At 62.2% G+C, this 19,429-nt stretch carries 14 protein-coding genes and 1 tRNA gene; 7 read left to right on the top strand and 8 right to left on the bottom strand.

Translation table 11 applies throughout. The features are described 5' to 3' along the window. Positions 1–35: 35 nt before the first annotated feature. On the bottom strand, positions 36–1,421 hold the full coding sequence (locus tag NBH21_RS13795) for an FAD-binding oxidoreductase (RefSeq protein ID WP_250914120.1): 1,386 nt from the start codon (positions 1,419–1,421) through the stop codon (positions 36–38). Beyond that, complete coding sequence (locus tag NBH21_RS13790; RefSeq protein ID WP_250914121.1) at positions 1,418–2,593, bottom strand: aminotransferase; 1,176 nt, start codon at positions 2,591–2,593, stop codon at positions 1,418–1,420. Before NBH21_RS13790 ends, NBH21_RS13795 begins: the two co-directional genes overlap by 4 nt. Positions 2,594–2,923: 330 nt before the next feature. On the opposite strand from NBH21_RS13790, the gene NBH21_RS13785 reads away from it, so the two are divergent. The 5 genes from NBH21_RS13785 to NBH21_RS13765 all read left to right on the top strand — a co-directional run bounded on the left by NBH21_RS13785 (position 2,924) and on the right by NBH21_RS13765 (position 8,361). After that, on the top strand, positions 2,924–4,330 hold the full coding sequence (locus tag NBH21_RS13785; RefSeq protein WP_250914122.1) for an LLM class flavin-dependent oxidoreductase: 1,407 nt from the start codon (positions 2,924–2,926) through the stop codon (positions 4,328–4,330). A gap of 38 nt (positions 4,331–4,368) precedes the next feature. Further along, positions 4,369–5,637 (top strand): SfnB family sulfur acquisition oxidoreductase, encoded by a 1,269-nt coding sequence (locus NBH21_RS13780; protein ID WP_250914123.1) that lies wholly within the window; start codon positions 4,369–4,371, stop codon positions 5,635–5,637. Positions 5,638–5,647: 10 nt separating this feature from the next. Next, complete coding sequence (locus tag NBH21_RS13775; RefSeq protein WP_250914124.1) at positions 5,648–6,910, top strand: SfnB family sulfur acquisition oxidoreductase; 1,263 nt, start codon at positions 5,648–5,650, stop codon at positions 6,908–6,910. Positions 6,911–7,046: 136 nt separating this feature from the next. Then, on the top strand, positions 7,047–8,090 hold the full coding sequence (gene mgrA, locus NBH21_RS13770; RefSeq protein WP_250914125.1) for an L-glyceraldehyde 3-phosphate reductase: 1,044 nt from the start codon (positions 7,047–7,049) through the stop codon (positions 8,088–8,090). A gap of 61 nt (positions 8,091–8,151) precedes the next feature. Continuing rightward, positions 8,152–8,361: a hypothetical protein gene (locus NBH21_RS13765; RefSeq protein WP_250914126.1), complete on the top strand. Its 210-nt coding sequence runs from the start codon at positions 8,152–8,154 to the stop codon at positions 8,359–8,361. 300 nt (positions 8,362–8,661) lie between these two features. On the opposite strand, the gene NBH21_RS13760 is transcribed toward NBH21_RS13765, so the two are convergent. The 6 genes from NBH21_RS13760 to NBH21_RS13735 all read right to left on the bottom strand — a co-directional run bounded on the left by NBH21_RS13760 (position 8,662) and on the right by NBH21_RS13735 (position 17,921). Next, a complete protein-coding gene (locus tag NBH21_RS13760) occupies positions 8,662–10,923 on the bottom strand; it encodes a tetratricopeptide repeat protein (RefSeq protein ID WP_250914259.1) in 2,262 nt (753 codons plus the stop codon). A gap of 11 nt (positions 10,924–10,934) precedes the next feature. Further along, the gene (locus NBH21_RS13755) at positions 10,935–11,978 is read right to left on the bottom strand and encodes a family 8 glycosyl hydrolase (RefSeq protein WP_250914127.1); all 1,044 of its coding nucleotides are present in this window, start codon (positions 11,976–11,978) and stop codon (positions 10,935–10,937) included. Beyond that, positions 11,975–14,383: a cellulose biosynthesis cyclic di-GMP-binding regulatory protein BcsB gene (locus tag NBH21_RS13750; protein ID WP_250914128.1), complete on the bottom strand. Its 2,409-nt coding sequence runs from the start codon at positions 14,381–14,383 to the stop codon at positions 11,975–11,977. The genes NBH21_RS13755 and NBH21_RS13750 overlap by 4 nt, the downstream gene beginning before the upstream one ends. Further along, a complete protein-coding gene (gene bcsA, locus NBH21_RS13745) occupies positions 14,380–16,533 on the bottom strand; it encodes a UDP-forming cellulose synthase catalytic subunit (RefSeq protein WP_425340420.1) in 2,154 nt (717 codons plus the stop codon). The genes NBH21_RS13750 and bcsA overlap by 4 nt, the downstream gene beginning before the upstream one ends. Before the next feature lie 50 nt (positions 16,534–16,583). Next, positions 16,584–17,537: a cellulose biosynthesis protein BcsN gene (gene bcsN / locus NBH21_RS13740; protein ID WP_250914129.1), complete on the bottom strand. Its 954-nt coding sequence runs from the start codon at positions 17,535–17,537 to the stop codon at positions 16,584–16,586. A 294-nt stretch (positions 17,538–17,831) separates the two neighbouring features. Then, positions 17,832–17,921 (bottom strand) — tRNA-Ser (locus tag NBH21_RS13735). A 207-nt stretch (positions 17,922–18,128) separates the two neighbouring features. On the opposite strand from NBH21_RS13735, the gene NBH21_RS13730 reads away from it, so the two are divergent. Continuing rightward, on the top strand, positions 18,129–18,446 hold the full coding sequence (locus tag NBH21_RS13730; protein ID WP_342452013.1) for a hypothetical protein: 318 nt from the start codon (positions 18,129–18,131) through the stop codon (positions 18,444–18,446). An 84-nt stretch (positions 18,447–18,530) separates the two neighbouring features. Further along, positions 18,531–19,190, top strand: coding sequence for a peptide-methionine (S)-S-oxide reductase MsrA (gene msrA / locus NBH21_RS13725; RefSeq protein ID WP_250914131.1), 660 nt, complete (start codon positions 18,531–18,533; stop codon positions 19,188–19,190). Positions 19,191–19,429: the final 239 nt, after the last annotated feature.

Genomic DNA, 19,429 nt, shown 5'->3' with positions numbered 1-19,429 from the left:
GTTCTGTCTTGTTCGTGGATCAGGTGTCTTGGTGATCAGGTGTCCGGCAGGACCTTGCCGGGATTGAGAATGCCGTGCGGATCGAGCGCGGCCTTGAGGCTGCGCATCAGGGCAATCGCCTCCGCGCCGTGTTCCCGCTTCTGGAACTTGCGCTTGCCAAGCCCAACGCCATGCTCGCCGCTTGCCGTGCCGCCGGCCGCCAGCGCGCGCTCGACGATGCGGTCGGAAAGGCGGGCAACCTCGGCCTCCTCTTCCGGCCGGAGCATGAAGACGCAGTGGAAATTGCCGTCGCCGACATGGCCGACGATGTAGGCGGGGATGCCGGAACGGGCGACGTCTTCCCGGGTTTCGAGAACGACCTCGGCGAGCCTCGAAATCGGCACGCAAACATCCGTCGGCCAGGAATGCGCGCCCTCGCGCTCGGCCTTGGCCCAGGCGAGGCAATCGCGGCGGGTCTCCCAGAGCACCCGGCTTTCTTCCGCATTCACAGGCCATTCGAGGCCACGGCCGCCGTTTTCGGCCACGATGTCGGCAATCGTGCCGGACAGCGACGCGATCTCGGCCGGCGCACCGTGGAATTCGAGGAACAGCGTGGGCAGGGCCTCAAGCCGCATGTCGCCGCGGCGGTTGATGACATCGACCAGCGGCGCATCGAGCAGCTCGACACGGCCGATCTGCAGGCCTGCGCGCTTGATATCGGTGACGGCATTGACCGCGCCGGCCAGCGTCTCGAAACCGGCATGGGCGGAAACGGCATCAGGAATGGGATGCAGACGGAGCGTGACTTCGGTGACAACGCCGAGCGTGCCTTCGGACCCGACGAAGAGCCGCGTCAGGTCATAACCCGACGACGACTTGCGGGCGAGCGAGCCGGTTTTCACCACCTTGCCTTCGGCGGTGACGACGGTAAGCCCGAGCACGTTTTCCCGCATGACACCGAAGCGCACGGCATTGGTGCCGCTCGCACCCGTCGAGACCATGCCGCCAATCGAGGCATTGGCGCCGGGATCGACCGGGAAAAACAGGCCGGTGTCGCGCAGCGCCTGATTGAGATCCAGACGACGGACGCCGGCACCGACGCGGGCAATCATGTCATCGGGGCGGATCTCGAAGATCTCCGAGAGTTCCGAGGTATCGAGCGAAATGCCGCCCCTGTGCGGAATGGCACCGCCCTCCAGCCCCGAGCCCGCGCCGAATGGCGTGACCGGCACGCGGTTGCGCGCGGCGATCTTCACGACATCCACCACTTCAGCCGTCGACTTCGGATGCACGACGATATCCGGTTCGCTCGGCTCGTGATGGCTTTCGTCGCCGGCATGCAGGCGGCGGGCCGATTTGCCCGTGGAGACCGACGAGGGAAAACGCGCCTCCAGCGCCGCAATCGCGGCCCCTATGTTCCTCGGGGTCGCATGGCGGTTCACGAGGCCGCCCTCCAGCCCTGCCCTTCCCGCCAGCGGCGGAGCCGGGAAACGGCGGAAATGATGGTCTCCTCCTTCTTGGCGAAGCAGAAGCGGACATGGCTCTTCACGTCGCGGTCGCCATAAAAGGACGAGACAGGCACGGGCGTGACGCCTGCCTCCAGCGTCAGCCGGCGGGAGAAGGCAAGATCGTCGCCTTCGGGATCGAGCGGCGCGACATTGGCGACGGCGAAATAGGTCGCCGGCACGTCGGCCACCTCGAAGCCCGCATCCCGCAGGCCCTTGACCAGCAGGTCGCGACGGGTGGCAAGCGTCTTGCGCAGACCGAGGAAATACTCGTCCGGCAGGTTGAGGCCGACGGCGACGGCGGCCTGCAGGGCGGGTGGCGTGGTGAAGGTCACGTACTGATGCGCTCGGGCAATCGGCTGCAGCAGGTCAGCGCTTGCCGTGATATAACCGACCTTCCAGCCGGTGACCGAAAAGCTCTTGCCGGCAGAACCGATGCGCACGACCCGGTCGCGGATGCCTTTAACGGCAAACAGGGAGTGGAAGGGGCGCGCATCGAAGACCAGATGTTCGTAGACCTCATCGGCGACGATGACGAGATCGTGCTCGATGGCGAGATCCGCCAGGAACCCCAGTTCCTCGGGATCGAAGATCTTGCCGATCGGGTTCATCGGCGTGTTGATGACGATCAGCCGGGTCTTCGCGGTAATGGCCTTCGTCAGCGCTTCGCGGGGCAATTCCCAATGGGGCGGAGCAAGTCTCACCGGCACGACCTTGCCGCCGGCACGCCGGATCAACGTTGCATAGGCATCGTAGACCGGTTCGAAGACGATCACCTCGTCGTCCCGGTCGAGAAGCGCAAGGAAGGTATCGGTCAGCGCTTCGGTGGCGCCCGAGGTCACGAGCACTTCGCTCTGCCAGTCGATATCCAGCCCGAGGAACCGCTTGGCATTGTCTGCAACCGCCTTGCGCAGCGCCGGCAGGCCCATCATCGGCGGATACTGGTGCGGTCCGTTCTGCAAAGCCTCCACTGCCGCATCGATCAGCTCGCGCGGCTCGAAACCTTCCGGAAAGCCCTGCCCGAGATTGATGGACCCCGTTTCCGACGCCAGACGCGACATGGATTCGAAGATGGAGGTTCCGGATTTCCCGAAGATCGGATTGACCATTTGCATTTGCCCCTGCAATGCCCTTGCGACATTTGATGCAAACGCTAAAGTCTATAAATAAAATAGACAAAGTATGTTTTATTACGCTTGTGCGGCGATGCGGAATGGTTTTGCTGAAATCCCCGCCAAACGCATCGGTCGAGTACTCCCGGCCCGTCGCGGGCACCGGACTTGACGGATGTCATCTTCGGCCACTTTTCCGCGAAACCGCGATGTCGAGAAAAAACCTTCCTCCAATTAATCTATAAAAAATATAGAATGACTGTCATTGCTGAACCGGTCTGCGATGCTGACTGACAGGCGGTTGGCGAAATCGAACGGAGCCATTTCATGACCAAGACCATTCACTTCAACGCGTTCGACATGAACTGCGTTGGCCATCAGTCGCCCGGCCTGTGGGCGCATCCTCGCGACCGATCCTGGAAATACAAGGATCTGGACTACTGGCAGGATCTCGCGCAAACGCTGGAAAGCGGCATTTTCGACGGCATCTTCATTGCCGATGTCATCGGCTATTACGACGTCTACAAGGGCGACAATTACCACGCCATTCATCAGGCGGCGCAGATCCCGGTAAACGATCCGCTGCAGCTTGCGGCACCGATCGCGCTTGCGACCGAGCATCTCGGTATCGGGATCACGGCCTCGACATCCTTCGAGCACCCCTACACCTTCGCCCGGCGGCTGGCGACCGCCGACCACCACACGAAGGGACGCGTCGGCTGGAACATCGTCACCTCCTATCTGGAGAGCGGCGCGAAGAATATCGGTCAGGCGGGCCTGCAACGGCACGACAACCGCTATGACATCGCCAACGAATATCTCGAGGTGATCTACAAGCTTCTCGAGGGATCGTGGGAAGATGGCGCCGTGGTGCGCGACCGGGAAAACCGGGTGTTCACGCTGCCGGAAAAGGTTCACGAGATCGGCCACAAGGGCAAGTATTTCGACGTGCCGGGCTATGCCTTGACCGAGCCATCGCCGCAGCGCACGCCGGTTCTCTATCAGGCAGGCGCATCCGGTGCGGGCAAGAAGTTTGCCGCCGAACATGCCGAATGCGTGTTCGTGGCCGCGCAGACGAAGACGATCCTGCGCAACTATGTGGCCGACGTCACCACCCGGGCCACAGCCGCCGGCCGCACGCGCGACAGCCTGAAAATCTACAACCTGCTCACCATCATCGTCGACGAGACCGATGAGAGGGCCAAGGCGAAGTTCCGCGAATATCTCGACTACGTCTCCTATGACGGCTCGCTGGTGTTCATGTCCGGCTGGACCGGCATCGATTTTTCCCGTTACCGGCCCGACGACCTCGTGCGCAAGGTCGAGACCAATGCGATCCATTCGGCGGTGGAGAGCCTGTCGGAAGGCGATCCGAACAAGCGCTGGACCATTCGCGAGCTTGCCGAATGGGGCGGCGTTGGCGGCATGGGGCCAGTCGTGGTCGGCTCTCCGGCAACCGTTGCCGACGAGTTGCAGCAATGGGTCGAGGAAACCGGCGTCGACGGCTTCAACCTCGCCTATGCGGTAACGCCCGAGACCTTCGAAAACATCGTCGGCTATCTGGTTCCCGAACTGCAGAAGCGCGGCGTCTATCCCACCGAATACCGGCCCGGCACGCTGCGCGAAAAGCTGTTCGGCCGCGGCGCGCGGCTCGAGGCTCCCCATCCGGGCGCCCGCTACCGCGACATCGAGGCGATCAAGCGCAGCGAAGCCCTGCTTCCCACCGGTAGCTGATTTTTCATTCCACCTTCCATTTTGCCGAGGACATCACCATGGGTACCGTTCCCGAAACCAAGATCGATTATTCCGTCCATCCCCGCGTCAACTCCGCCGATCCGGTGCCGCCGCGTCCGCGGCCGGTGCAGCCCGCGCATATCGTGAAGAGCGATGCCGAGGCGATCGAGATTGCCGAAAAGCTCGCCGAGAAGTTCAAGGTGGGTGCAGCGTTGCGCGACCGCGAAGGCCTGCTGCCGATTGCCGAACTCGATGATTACTCCCAGAGCGGCCTGTGGAGCATCAACGTGCCGAAGGCCTATGGCGGCCCCGGCGTTTCCTACGCCACGCTCGCCAAGGTCATCTCGATCATCGCTACCGCCGATCCGGCGATTGCCCAGATCACCCAGAACCATCTGGCGATCGTCGGCACCATCGACCTCGACGGGACGGAGGAGCAGAAGCGCGACCTGTTTGCGCTGGCGCTTTCCGGTATCCGCTTCGGCAACGCCTTCTCCGAACTGAAGAGCAAGAACGTCGCGGCCTTCGAAACGCGGGTCCGCTTCGAAGGTGACGAGGCCATCGTCAACGGCGAGAAGTTCTACACCACCGGCGCGCTGCTCGCCCATGTCGTGCCGATCGTCGCCGTCACCGAGGACGGACAGGCCTATCTGGTCTTCGCCGACCGCGAGGCGCAGGGCCTGACCGTTACCAACAACTGGTCGAGCTTCGGCCAGCGCACCACCGCTTCGGGTGCCGTGCGCATCGAAAACGTCAAGGTCGCGAAGGCACGCGCGCTGCACGTCACCTCCTTCGAACACCCGACCGTTGCCGGCCCGGTTTCCCAGATCATCCAGTCGGCCATCGATCTCGGCATCGCCCGCGGCGCCATCGAAGACACTATCGCCTTCGTCAAGACCCAGAGCCGTCCGTGGATCGACAGCGGCAAGGAGACGGCAGGCGAAGACCTCTTCACCATCGCCGCCATCGGCGACCTGCAGATCAAGCTGCATGCCGCAGAAGCCCTTCTCGAGATTGCCGGTCGCAGCATCGACGTCGCCGATGCCGACGCCAACGAGCAGACGGTCTCGGAAGCGACGATCAAGACGGCCGAATCCAAGGTTCTGACGACGGAAGTGGCGATCCTTGCCACCAACAAGCTGTTCGAACTGGCAGGCACCCGCTCGACGCTTGCCGAGCACGGCCTCGACCGGCACTGGCGCAATGCCCGCGTGCACACGCTGCACGATCCGGTGCGCTGGAAGTTTTACCACGTCGGCAATTACTACCTGAACGGCGTCAACCCGCCGCGTCACGCCTGGAACTGAGGTCGGAGCGATGAGCCAGAACGACCGCAAACTGCACCGGAAGGCCGCGCTCACCGCCGGCCGTCCGGCACCCCATATCCCGCCGCGCCGCACGAAAGCCAACGTCATCAGGGACGATGCCGAGGCTATCGCCGTGGCGAAGGAACTGGCGCGGGATTTCGCAGCAGGAGCCGCGACCCGCGACCGTGAGCGGCGCCTGCCGCTCGCCGAGATCGAGCGCTTTTCGCAAGCCGGCCTCTGGGCCATCACCGTGCCGAAGGAATATGGCGGCGCAGGTGTCTCGGCGGTCACGCTTGCCGAGGTGACGGCGATCATTTCCGCCGCCGACTCCTCCATCGGGCAGATCCCGCAGAACCATTTCTACATGGTCGAGGCGCTTCGCCTTGCCGGCAGCGAGGAGCAGAAGAAGCACTACTTCCAGCGCATCCTCGACGGCGACCGGCTGGGCAATGCTTTTACCGAAATCGGCACCAGGACACCTGTCGACTACAAGACGAATTTCCGCAACGAGGGCGGAAAGCTGCTGCTCAACGGCCAGAAATTCTATTCGACCGGTTCGCTCTTCGCCCACATCATCGTGGCCGTCGCCAAGAACTGGGACGGCCGGGTGCATGTCGTCTTCATCGATCGCTCGACGCCGGGCGTCGATTTCGTCGACGACTGGACTTCCTTCGGCCAGCGTTCGACGGGCAGCGGCACGGTGACCTTCGACGATGTGGAGATCGCGCCCTTTCAGGTGGTCGATCATGAGGTCGTCTTCGAAAAGCCCACGTCGATGGGTCCCTTCGCACAGATCATCCATTCGGCGGTGCAGGTCGGGATCGCCCGCGGCGCACTCGCCGAAACGGTCTCCTATGTCCGGGCCTATTCGCGGCCGTTCTTCGAACTGACCATCGAGCACGGATACGAAGACCCGCACACGATCCACGCGGTCGGTGACGTCTCAATCCGTGTTCATGCGGCGGATGCACTGCTGGCAAGGGCGGGCCGCCTGCTGGATATCGCGACGGCAGATCCGAACGAGAAGACGGTGGCAGAAGCTTCCATCGCGGTCGCCGAGGTCAAGGCGCTCGGCACCGAGGCGGCGCAGCTCGCCTCGACAAAGCTGATCGAACTCGGCGGCGCCCGCTCGACGCTCGAAAGCTACGGGCTCGACCGCTACTGGCGCAATGCGAGAACCCACTCGCTGCACGATCCGGTTCGGTGGAAATATCACCATATCGGCAACTACTATCTCAACGGTCTCCTGCCGCCACGGCACGGCGCGCTCTAAGACTTTCTTTCTTGAAGCATAATCCTACTGGTCCTCGTTTCACTCCGGTCGGATTATGCTTTAAATCATGGTAACCCGACCTCGCCGGATGCGGCTTACCCGCATTCGGCCTTTTCACGTGCAATGGAACCCTTGAATGACCTACACAGCAAACCCCGCCCGCTATGACGGCGCCATCTATCGCAAGACCGGGCGCAGCGGCCTGAAGCTGCCGGCCATCTCGCTCGGCCTCTGGCACAATTTCGGTGACACCACGACGCTCGAAACCCAGCGCTCGATCCTGTTCAAGGCCTTCGACCTCGGCATCACCCATTTCGACCTCGCCAACAATTACGGCCCGCCGGCCGGCAGCGCCGAGATCAATTTCGGCCGCATCCTGAAACAGGATCTTGCCGCCTATCGCGACGAACTGATCATCTCCACCAAGGCCGGCTGGGACATGTGGCCCGGCCCCTATGGCGTTGGCGGCGGTTCGCGCAAGGCGCTGCTTTCGAGCCTCGACCAGAGCCTGAAGCGCCTCGATGTCGATTATGTCGACATCTTCTATTCGCATCGCTTCGACGCCGAGACCCCGCTCGAGGAAACCGCGGATGCGCTCGCTTCCGCCGTGCGCCAAGGCAAGGCGCTCTATGTCGGCATCTCCTCTTATTCCGGCAACAAGACCCGTGAAATCGCGGCCCTGCTTCGCGAGCGAAACGTTCCGCTCCTGATCAACCAGCCATCCTACAACCTGTTCAACCGGTGGGTCGAGAAGGACCTGCTCGCGGCGAGCGACGAGGGCGGCGCGGGCGTCATCGCCTTCACCCCGCTCGCACAGGGCCTTCTCACCAACAAATACCTGAACGGCATTCCGCAGGATGCGCGCGTCAACCGCCCGGGCGGGGATTTCCTCAGGCCTGAACACCTGAAGGAAGAAAACATCGAGCGGGCCCGGGCGCTCGCCAAGATCGCCGAGCGACGCGGCCAGTCGCTGGCGCAGCTGGCGCTGGCCTGGGTGCTGCGCGACCCGCGGGTGACCTCGGCGCTGATCGGCGCAAGCTCGGCCCGTCAGGTGGAGGAAAATGTCGTGGCACTCGACAAGCTTTCCTTTACCGCGGAGGAACTCGCCGAGATCGACCGCTACGCCGTCGAGGGCGGCGTGAACCTCTGGGAGAAGCCCTCCCACGATCAGGCGGTGTAAGCCCGCCCGGATATCCTTCCTCGTGACGCATGGAACATGCGACAACAAGGAACCAACAAAGATGAAACGCGGCAGGCCGGTGGAACTCCGGATCCTGCCGCGTTCGTTTTTTCAGGAACGCAAGGAAGGCATGCGGGGCGCAAATACCGGTCGAAACGTCCGCCATTTATTAATTTGCGGTAAATTCCATCCTCTGGAAGGGATACTTAACCAGATGATAACCAAGCTCTTTTCTATTTCCGTCGCAGGTATTTACTTCGATTTTTACTGACTTAAACGTGGCCGTGCCATTCAAACAAGGAGGACAGCATGAAGGCTGCGCCAGACTACGGACTGATTGGCGTTACGGGATTGGCAGTGATGATCTTTGCCTATCTCGCCCTTTCGGGGGTTACGCCTTAGTCGATTGCCATGAAGGCGTCGACGTCAGAAAAAGCGGAATTAAAGACCTCGCCTTGCCGGGGCTTCGGACTGCTGACAAACCCGCCGACATCTCGGCGGGTTTTGTCTTTCAGGGTTCATTTCGGTGCGAGGTCGGGCGGAACCGACCGAATGACCCACCTGAATCCCCTCAATGCTGCGGATTCTGTAGTTCGTTGATATCTGCGAGCCCCTTCAATCCATCGCGGTTACCGGTCGCGGCAACGGCTTCGAACAGGCGGCGAGCATCCCCCATCATTCCGAGCTTCAGCATCGCGTAGCCGCGCAGCACCATGAGATCCGTCGGTTCCGGCTGCAGCATGGCGCGCTGGTCGAGATAGACGATGGCTTCGCGATAACGTTGCGAATCGAAGGCGGAAAGCGCCCGATTGGCGAGAATGGCCACCTGAAGCTCCGAGGAACGTTCCGGCCGCTGGGGCGACTTCGTTGCCGCAACAGCCGCACTCTTCGTAAGCCCCAGCCGAAGATAGGCAAGGCTCTGCCCGTAGGCGGCATCTTCCCTCACATTGCGCGAAGGGCTCTTCAAGGCGATTTCGAAGGCATCGGCCGCTTCCATCGGGCGGTTCATGTCCATGAGGCACCAGCCGCGCATGTTCGCCTGATCCGGGGATAGGCTGGAGACGGTATCCGTCACCGAGCAACCACCTCGTCTTGCCGATTTCGCGGGTGCGGCAACCCTTGCGACCGGGGCTGGCGCACGTTCCGAGAGGTATCCCTGCTGCACCACCACCGGCCGGTCCTGTTGTTCCACGGGCCGGTAAGGCTGTTCGGCAACAACCTGCGGTGCTGCGGCGGCTGGCACAGTCCGGTTCGTCAGCATGCCCAGTCGGGCGATACGTTCCGAGCGTCCCGCCCATGCCCTCTGGATTTCATCCACGCCGGCGCGGTCGTTCATCTGCTGCCGGGTGATGACGAGGCCATAGGCCGACGGTTCATCATCCGGCTTCCACTGCAACGCGGTTTCAAACCAGCGGGCGGCAGTCTGCCATTGGCCAAAGGCGCGGGCGTACCAGCCGAGCTGCTGCGCGGTGGGCACATAATGCTTCTCGATCACGGTGGTTGCGACGCGCCGGAGCACCGGTTCCGGAACAGTCGGCGGCGGATCGCCGGCCAGGAGGTTTGCGGTGGATGCGAGATAGGTCGCGGTCGCCTCTTCGGAATCATCGCGCCAGCGATACATGACGTCTTCCGCTTCGGCGGAAGCATTGCGGGCGATCAATGCCAGCGCCAGGCCTTGCGAAGCGGAGGCCGTATCGTCCTTCTGCCGCGAGGCGCGGAACCACTTCTCCGCCTCCGTCATGTCCTTGTGGCGGATGTAATACCACCCGAGCAGCAGGCTATCAGTGGCTTGCTGTCCCTGTTCGGCCAGCCGGCGCAACCGCTCCAGATATTCCGGGGCAATGGTCAATTCCGGCTTATCATTGGCATCAGCCACGAAACGCCGGGCCAGATCGTCCCGCAGCGGGTCGAATTCGCGAGCGCCATCGGCCCCGGTCTTCTCGAAGGCTAGAAGCGATTGCAGGTCGGCATAGGGAAGAAGTGTTTGCGCCTTCTGGATGGTCGCGACACGCTGGGCGGAGTCGGTGCAATTCTTCAGGATATAGCTGTAGGCATCAACGCCGCGCTGTACCCTTTCGGTTTCGATGAAAGCTTCCGCCACGCGCCAGAGTACATCGACATCGGAGCAATTGAGCAGGCTCGGCGTGGCCGCACCGATACCGATTACCGTGGCATATTGCTTGAGGTTCGATGCGTTCACCAGCCGCGTCCGCGCCTCGGCGACATCAAGCCGCTCAAGAAGATCGGCCGGCGGCTGCCAGCCTGCCTCCGCCGTCTGGCGGTCGGATATGGCCCTGCGAACCTCGGCATACCGGCCCTGAGAATAAAGCTGCCACATCGCCTCAAGCTTCTCATCCCCGTTGACGGGAACAGCAAGCGGATCGGCAGGTGGGGTCCAGTTCGGATAGAGCGAGCGCAGCCGGGCGATCTCCGCCTGCAGCCGGGCGGTATCGCCCTGGGTCGCGAAATAGCGCAAGGCGCTGAGATCGGGCTGGCCTGCCTGTCCGGCGGCCGGTGCGGCATTGGCCGGCGGCGAAGCCGCGGGAGAGGCGGAAGGGCCGACGGGAGGTGTTTGCGGAAGCGACATCTGCGCCTGAGCCACACCGGCCGCATTTTCCGCACTCACATCCTCGGGGCCGTCCGAGACGTGCTGCACGAGCCTGCCGGTACGGATCTGCTCCGCGATGGCTTCCGCATCGATCTGGGCGGTCAGGACCGGCAGGCGGGAGTGGCGCTGGCTGGCGGTATCTGCGGAAACAGCCTGACGCTCCGTATCGCCCCCCGTCACCACCGTGACAAGGCTACCGGCTACCGCTGCCGCGGAAAGCAACATCAATGACAGCTTCAGAGACACTCCGGGTGTTTCTCCCTGACAAACGCCAGACCCAGCAGTTGCAGGGTGGACGGATAATAGAACTCCGGCTCGAAACGAAACGCCGACGACGGCAGTTTCGTCCCATCCACTACACACGCCACAATATGGTTAACGATCTGATAACCGGCATCCGCCAGGACTTCCTTCGGCTGCCCACTATCGAGATCCACAATGGCCGGCAGATCCTGATCCGTCGTCATTCCCTTCTGCAGCCGCTTGAGGAGTTGAACGTCGTCTACTCCCGCTCTCGCAAGATAGAGCGGAATACGGATGGAATTGTAGGAAAATTCCCTGTCGAAACCGCTCGCCGGTTCGGGCCTGCGCTTCAGGCTGACCCATTCCGCCGGCAACAGGGCCGGGCCGAACTGCAGGGAGCGGACGATATCGAGCCCCCCCTGCGAGACCTTTCTCCACGCATCGGAGGGAGCGAGCAGTTCCAGGACGGGAAATGCCTCGAAGATCCAGTAGGACGGATTGACGACCGGCCCGTCATCCCGGTCCTTTGCCGAAAATCCCGAGGCGCCCGGCAGGAGGATCGTTCGGCCTCCAGACACGACGACCGTCTTGTTCAGGATGCCACGGGCGATAACGGATGCGGCCTTGATGTATTCCGGTTGTCTCCATGCGGCGCCCGCAAGCGCCAGCGCGTAAGCAATCAGGATGTCGCCGTCCGTTGCATTATTGGTGTCGGTGACGCGGGGTTCCTCTTGCGGATTCCATTTCCACACGGCAAGCCCGTCGTCGCGGAGCAGGAGCTCCGTCTGGGTGAAGTACCAGATCTGTTCGAAATCGGCAGGGCTATTGGCCAGATAGGCGAGCAGCAGGCCATATCCCTGCCCCTCGCTGTGGCTGATATCGCCGTTGGCGTTGTCGACGATCCGGCCGCTGACATCGAGAAAGCGAGACTTGTAGAGCGCCCATTCCGCCGTCTGGATCGGCGGCTGCGCCGCCGGCGCCGGGCCGGCAAAGACCATGGCGACCGCCGCGAACAGGGCGCAGCATCTCCGCCTCATGGCTTCCTCCCGAGCGTCGAAAGGAGAGAGGCCGTCACGATGCCGAGCAGCAGGGAGAGGGTAATGAACACGACGGCATAGGAAAGGATGTTGGTCGACAGCCAGTTGGCGGCGATCAGGCGATAATTGTTAAGCGAGCGCGGCTGCGTTTCCACCAGATCGAAGCGATTGGCAGGCACCGTGGTCAATTCCGCAGTCTTGGCCGCATAGGCGGTGAAGCGGCCGGAGAGCTTGCGCCACGACGTCTCCTGCGCAAGGGCCCCGACGCCGGTGCGCAGATCGGCCGGCGTCGGGGCGGCGACCATTGTCCATGTCGCCTCACCCTGCGGGCTTCTTCCCTGGGCAACCAGCAGGCTCTGCTGCGCGGACGGCTCGAAGACCGCATCGGACTGCGGCAGGAACTGAAGGGATGCGAGCGAGATGTCGAAGTTGCGATGCATCCATTCCTGCAGCGAGCTGATCTGGCCACGCCATGCGCCGCCGCTGACGCGGGATCGCCATTGATCGAACGCCCTGCTACTGTCGTTCTCCTGCGCCACGAGCGGACCGGCGGGCCGCCACGACGTGATGCTGGCCGGCGCGATGTTGAGTTGGCTCAGGACCTTCGGCGGCATCTGCGAGATGGAGCCGATGAACAGGGCATTCCGCTCACCGACGCCACCCGGCGATGGAGCTGTCTCCACCGGAAACAGCCGGCCGGCGACCAGGGCCATTCTCGAAAGAACGGTTGCGGCAGCACTCAGGGTATCGGCATCCAAACGGTCAATGGAAAGGACCAGCGGATCCGGAGTCCGGTTATAGGGAAAGCCCGTTCCCGCCAGAGCCGACAGGCTGGGGCTTTGGCCAGCGCGAGCGAAGTGCGGCATCTGCCATTCAGAAGTATCGAACAGCGCGAACCGCGGATCCTTCGACGCCGTGGCGCCGGGCACGCAGGTCGCATCCTCATCGGCCACGAGCACGGCTTCAATGGAGATTGCATTGACCCCGGGCCTGATGTGACGCAGCGGGATCTTGATCGGCAGGTGACGCAGTATGCCGCCATGCGCCGAGGTGATCGGAGCCGTCGAGGCGATATTGTTGTTGATATAGATGTCGATGTGGCTGCCCGGCCTGACGCTGTCGGCAAAGGCCGCGTCGAGCAGCAGGACGGCTTCCCCATAGGCATTGGCGTAGAAATCCGCGGGAACGGCAATGTTGAAATTCGCCTTCACGCGACGTCCCGGAAACTCGATGGTTTCGACGCCCATCTGCGAGAGCGGCAGCTTTTCGCCACCGAAGAAAAGCGGCGCATCGGGAGATGACCAGCGCTGGGTGGCGATGACGTCGCGGCGCACGTCATAGGGCTGGTCCGCCACCGCAACGACGGCATCGACAGCTGCCATGATCGCTTCCCAGGTCGGGCCGGAGATCAGCAGGATATTGCCGTCATTTTGCGGTCCCGGCACGATAGCCGCAACTGCGGAGAGGCTGGCGGCCTGCGGGAGATGCGGGAAGACCCCCTGCAGTTCGGCGGCCGTTCCGATCACCACGCCGAAGCGACCCGGCGCGGCAACCGGCATTTCGGATGCGGAAAATGAAAAGGTCTGGTTCGGCATGCCCGAGAGTACGGACAGCCCCTGCGCCAGACGCATGACGGGAGCGGTCGCGCTCGGCTGTCCCAAGGCGGGCATCAGGATCTTGAAGGTCGTGCCGCCGGTCTCGTCCACGCCGACCGAACGCACCGCCTCGGCGGTCGAGACAGGGCTGTCGGGATTGCGGGAGAAATCCAGATAGGTCTGCCTGGTATCGAAGCTCGTCCAGAGATCGTAAGTCGAACGCACGTCGCAATCGGTGCGGTGACGCTGTGACGCCCTGATGTCGATCTGGTTGGCGCCAGCCTGCAGCATTCCGGCCGGAACGTCCAGAACGGTCGCACGCACCGAGTCGGGCGACGAGATGGACGATGCCGTCAGGCGATGCCCGTTGATCGTGACCGTGAGTTCGGAGGCCTCGGGCGCGACGACGACGGCATTCTGGTAGGCAAACTGCAATCTGGCCGGGCTGCTCGCCTCGCCTTCCGTCAGGTAGATCGACCAGGTATTGCGGTCGTATTCTCCCGACAGGGTAAGCTCACGGCCCGGAATGATGTATCTGCGATGGGTGCCGAGTGACTGCGTCACCGCAGGCGCCTGCGCGGCCGGCTGGGTTGGAGACGGGGCCGGTGTCTGGGCCGGAAGCGCAGGTGGCGGCGATGCGCGTTCGGCGGCGCCCGGAACGGTCGGGGGCAGCGTTATCTGCGGTTCGGGCTCCGGCGTGGCGGGCCGCTCGGTCGACATGTCGAAGGGAATGACCTGAGCCATCGTCGCCGATGCGAGGGACGCCAGAAGCGCGGTCGTGGCCGCCAGGTTCGTAACGATGCGCTTCATGCCGCTTTCCTGTTCAAACCCCGGAACAGATAAACCAGGCCTCGGCTCGTCTGGTACATCGACAGTCCCAGGAACCATATGGTGCCCCGGAAAAGGCCTGGATTCCGCCGTCTGGCGCGCTGAAACTCCTCCCACTGCGACGAATTCGCAAAGATCAGGTCCGCGATCCAACGATGATCGAGCGCGCTCGCGGGCGCATACTGGCAGCCGACGGCCGTGATATCGCCGGTTACCTGAAAATTGCGCACGGCAAGCGGCAGCAGGGCTGTGCCTTCGCCATTGTGTGGCGTGAAACGAATGTGAACGGTATTGCCTTCCTTCAATGCCAGAATGTTCCGGCCGAAGACCTGCAGCCTCGCGCCCCCAGCCGACACGTCTTCCACGGACGCCGGATACCAGGTGTCGTCGACGCCGAACTCGCAGCGCCGGTTGATCTTGAAGCGTCTGGAGGAAGCCCGATCCTTGCGCTCCGACACGACCCCGAGCGCACAGCCGGCCATGATGAGGTTGAAGAGGTTCCAGCCGCCGACCACAAGCGTCACGTCGGCGTTATAGGGTTCCGTGTAGACCCGGTAGGCGGCAACCAGAAGCGCCACGAACAGGGCGGCGAAGATCACAAAGAAGGGACGCCCGATTTCCGAGAGACGGCTGACCGAAACCGATTCGTCCTTGGCCGTGACCTTGAAGGTCGGCTTCCGTGGATTGAGCATGACGGATATCACCGCCGGCAGGAGGTGGACCGTCTGGATGTATTCGTAAAGCTCGGAAATCCAGGGCCAGCGGAACGAACCGTAGAGGTAGTTCTGCATCATCAGGTTCACGATCATATAGGCGAATGTGTAGCCCAGGAACTCGCCGCCGGAGGCCGTGAAGATCTCGAGATCGAACAGCAGATAGAACAGCGGCGCGAAGAGAAAGATCGTCCGCGGAAAGGGAAAGAGCCAGAAGAGCGTCGAGGACATGTAGCAAAGACGCTGCGGCAGGGAGAGGCCGCGCTTGAACAGGGGGAAGCGGAACCTCAAGATTTGCATCATGCCCTGAGCCCAGCGGCTGCGCTGGCCGATGAAGCTCGCAAACGTCGCCGGCTGCAGGCCCGCGATCAGCGGCTTGTCGATATAGATGCTGTTCCAGCCCTGGCTATGCAGGGCGAGCGCCGTCTCGCAGTCTTCCGTGATGCTGATGCCACTGAAACCATCGGTGGTTTCCAGCGCCTTGCGGTTCAGGACAGCGGCCGAGCCGCAGAAGAAGGCGGCGTTCCACTTGTCGAGCCCGCGCTGGATGATGCCGTAGAACATCTCGTTCTCGCTCGGCATCGATTCGAATGTCTGCAGGTTTCGTTCCAGCGGGTCCGGATTGATGAAGAAATGCGGGGTCTGGACGAGGAAGAGCTTCGGATCGTCCTCGAAATAACCCACCGTCTCCATCAGGAAATCATGTGCCGGCGCGTGGTCGGCATCGAACACCGCCACGAGTTCGCCCTGCGAATGCTTCAGGCCATTGTTGAGATTGCCGGCCTTGGCATGCTCGTTACGCTCGCGGGTCAGGTAATTGACGCCAAGCTCCTCACAGAGCTGCGTGAGTTCGCGGTTGCGGGTGACGGCGGCCTCGGCATCGCGGATGTTGCTGGAGTGCTGCTTCTGCAGGGTGCCGCCGTCATCGAGCAGCCAGATCTGCACCTTGTCCTGCGGGTAATCCATCGCCTTCGCCGCAGCCAGCGTATTGGCGAGCAGCGCGGCATCTTCATTATAGGTCGGGACGAAGACGTCGACTGTCGGAAAATGCTTGCGATCACGCGCATGCGACGAACGGGACGGCAGCGGCATGGCGACGATGAAAAGACTGAGCGCCAGCATCATCACGCTGTACATTTCTGCCAGATAGAGCAGCAGGCCGGGAATGAAGTTTTCGGGCTGGTTGATCGGCGGAAGCGTCTCGGTGGTGCGCCAGTAGACGTATCTGAGCACAATGGATGTGCCGAAGGCGAGCGCGATCAGGCGCCATTTTCCGCCCGCTTTCAGGACCTTGATCAGGGCCATGAACGCCACGACGCTCAGGCTGCAGATAAGCTGGGCCTGCAGGCTGACCGGCAAGGTGATCACGACGATCATCAGAACCGAAATGACTGCCCATAGAATGATATTGCGGGCCATGAATATCGACATCCCTTCGGCAGAAAGGCCGGCTGCACCATTGCGCCGGTTTAGTTGCCTTTTGTGGAGCACGCGGCCATCATGACCGTCGCGCCGATGCAATCCGGCGAAGGAACGTTGACCGTTTCTCCACCCGAAGCCTTGCCGGGCACAGCCACCGCAGACGATGACTGAACCGGCGCCGCGGGCGCTGCTTCGATTTCAGGAAGCGGCACGCGCGGCCCGTTGCTGCGCTCGACGGGCACCGAAGGGCTTGTCTCACGCACGACTTCTGCACGCACCGGTTTGGCTTGGCGAGCGGTCGCGACAGGCGGCGAATAACCAAACGAGATATTCTGCGAAACGGTTTCGGCTGCAGGATATATTGGCTGTCCTGTCTGTCCGATACGGCTGTCCACCCCACCGGGACGGCCGTAGGGATTCCAGATTTCTCCCTGGAAGCCACCCGTGACCGTGTAACCATACATGACAGTCAAAAGTTGACGTTCGGTTGCCTGGTTATCGCATATGCGAACACGGATCTGGATCATTCCGAAATCGCGGCCCATGCCGCTTCCCGTGCTTCGCGACCGGATCTGCTGCCAGCCGTAAAGGCAGGCTTCGCCGCTGCTGCTGCGGCCGGAGGCATAACCGAAGGGACCGTAGGCATTCTGCAGGAATGCAGTGGAGCGAACGAGCGGCACGCCGGGCGCGGCGCGCGCGATTTCCCGACGCAGATCGCCCTCGTTCAGGCCGCGATACGTCATGGCGGGACCGTCCTGCGAGCCGGAACTGCCGTAGAATGCTATCTTGAAATAGTTCTGCCCCTGCACAGTGGAGGAGGTGGCGAGCGAGATCGTCTGCTCCACGCCGTTTCCGCGCGTGCGCCCGATCACGCCGACAATCGCCGGCCCGCCGGGAGGCGGCATGACCAGCGCCTCTTCCTTGTCAACCAGTTCCGGTCCGTTACCCTGCTTCACGCTGCCACTGCTGGTGCACGCAGCCAGCATCGCGACAGCCGACAAGGCCGAGACAATCCTCAACAAAGAGCGGAGGTCTCCAAGCAAGACGTTTCCTAACGCAGTTGAAATAGAGGGCCTCGCCAATCAGGCAATGAACGGCGAGTTAACGCGTTTAGTAGAGCCTGCTTATGGTTAACAAAGCGTTAAAAATGGCCATTTCCGGCCTGTTTACGGAAAGCTGGAGTACATCTGCGGCCAGGGTACTTCTCGCGTCTTCGGACGGATTTACTGCCGGAAACAAATGACGTTCAGGCTCACACCCGGCGAACGAAACAATATTCAATTGTCGGAAAAAAATGGCGGACAGGGAGGGATTCGAACCCTCGGTACGCTTTCACGCACACACGCGTTCCAGGCGTGCGCCTTAAACCACTCGGCCACCTGTCCTTGACGGCAATCTGTCCCTTGCGGGGCAACTCGGCCGGTCGGGCGCGATATATACCGATGAATTTCGGCGGATCAACCCAAATCTGACAGAATTTTGACTTGTCCGCGCAAATACCTATCTATTAGCTCTTGGCGGACAGGAAGGGGGCTTGATCCGCAGGTGTGGCGTTCGGCCGTCCCTCTCGGCAAATGCTGGAGACGGAAATGCTGCGCTTTGTATTTCGTGCCTTGAGTTTCCTCTGCCTCTGCCTTGCGGTGATCGTGGCAACGGTCGATTCGATCGAATCGGTTTCCATCTCGCAGGTCACGGTCTCACCGCTTTCAACGACATGGGCCGAGGCGAGCCCCGCAAGCCTCATACAGGCGCAGTCCCTCGTCGAGGTCTATGCCGGCAAGCAGGTCTGGCAGATCGTTTCCGCCTGGCTATTGCCCCAGCCGGCTTTTGCCGTGCTGCTGCTACTGGCGCTGCTCTTGTGGATGGTCGGCTACAAGAAGCCATCGCCCGCGGGCCGCTTCGCAGCCTGACCTGACAGCGGCGCAATGCCGTTCCTATATATATGACACGAATAGCCCGAGGCTGGCAGAGCCGGCCGCAGACAGGAGACCGGAATGTTCCTGATCGACATGTTCAACAAGAAGACCACCATGCCCACGCCGGAAACGGCACTGCCCGGACGCGACCAGCCGCTTCCCACGGCAGAAATCCACTTCACCTCCGGCCGACCGCTCAAGGGTCCCTACCCCGAAGGCCTGAAGACGATCTATCTCGGGATGGGTTGCTTCTGGGGCGCCGAGCGGCTGTTGTGGAATACGCCGGGCGTCTGGGTTACGGCTGCCGGCTATCAGGGCGGCATTACGCCGAACCCGACCTATCAGGAGACCTGTACCGGACTTACGGGCCATACCGAGGTGGTGAAGGTCGTGTACGATCCGAAGCAGGTGACGCTCGAAGCCCTGTTGAAGATCTTCTTCGAGGCGCACGACCCGACGCAAGGGATGCGCCAGGGCAACGATATCGGCACCACCTACCGCTCGGCGATCTATGCCGATACGCCCGATGACATCGACACCGCGATCCGCATGCGCGACGCCTTCCAGGAGGCATTGATCGCATCCGGTCGCAAGACGACGGTCACGACCGAGATTGCAGCAGCCGGCCCCTTCTACTATGCCGAGGATTATCACCAGCAGTATCTGGCGAAGAATCCCGATGGCTACTGCGGCCTTCGCGGCACCGGCGTCTCCTGCCCGATTGCACCCGCAGCATAGGCCCGCTGCCCAAGACGGCGGCAGAAAGCCCATTGATCTGACAGGATTTTCGGCAATCGATGCCAAAAATCCTGAGCCCCCACTATTCCTTTACCGGATGAAAAAAATCTGGTGAATTTTTCCATGAGCCATGCAAGGATGCGCCCAGCCAGGCCCTTGATGAGGGGGTCGGTGGTTCCGCAGACATGCCTTCCAAAGGGCTTGCGGGAGGACCCAACAAGATCAATAGCAACAACAGG

The organism is Ciceribacter sichuanensis (assembly GCF_024055605.1).
Classification (GTDB): Bacteria; Pseudomonadota; Alphaproteobacteria; order Rhizobiales; family Rhizobiaceae; genus Allorhizobium; species Allorhizobium sichuanense.
This window is presented reverse-complemented; position numbering and strand designations above follow the sequence as displayed.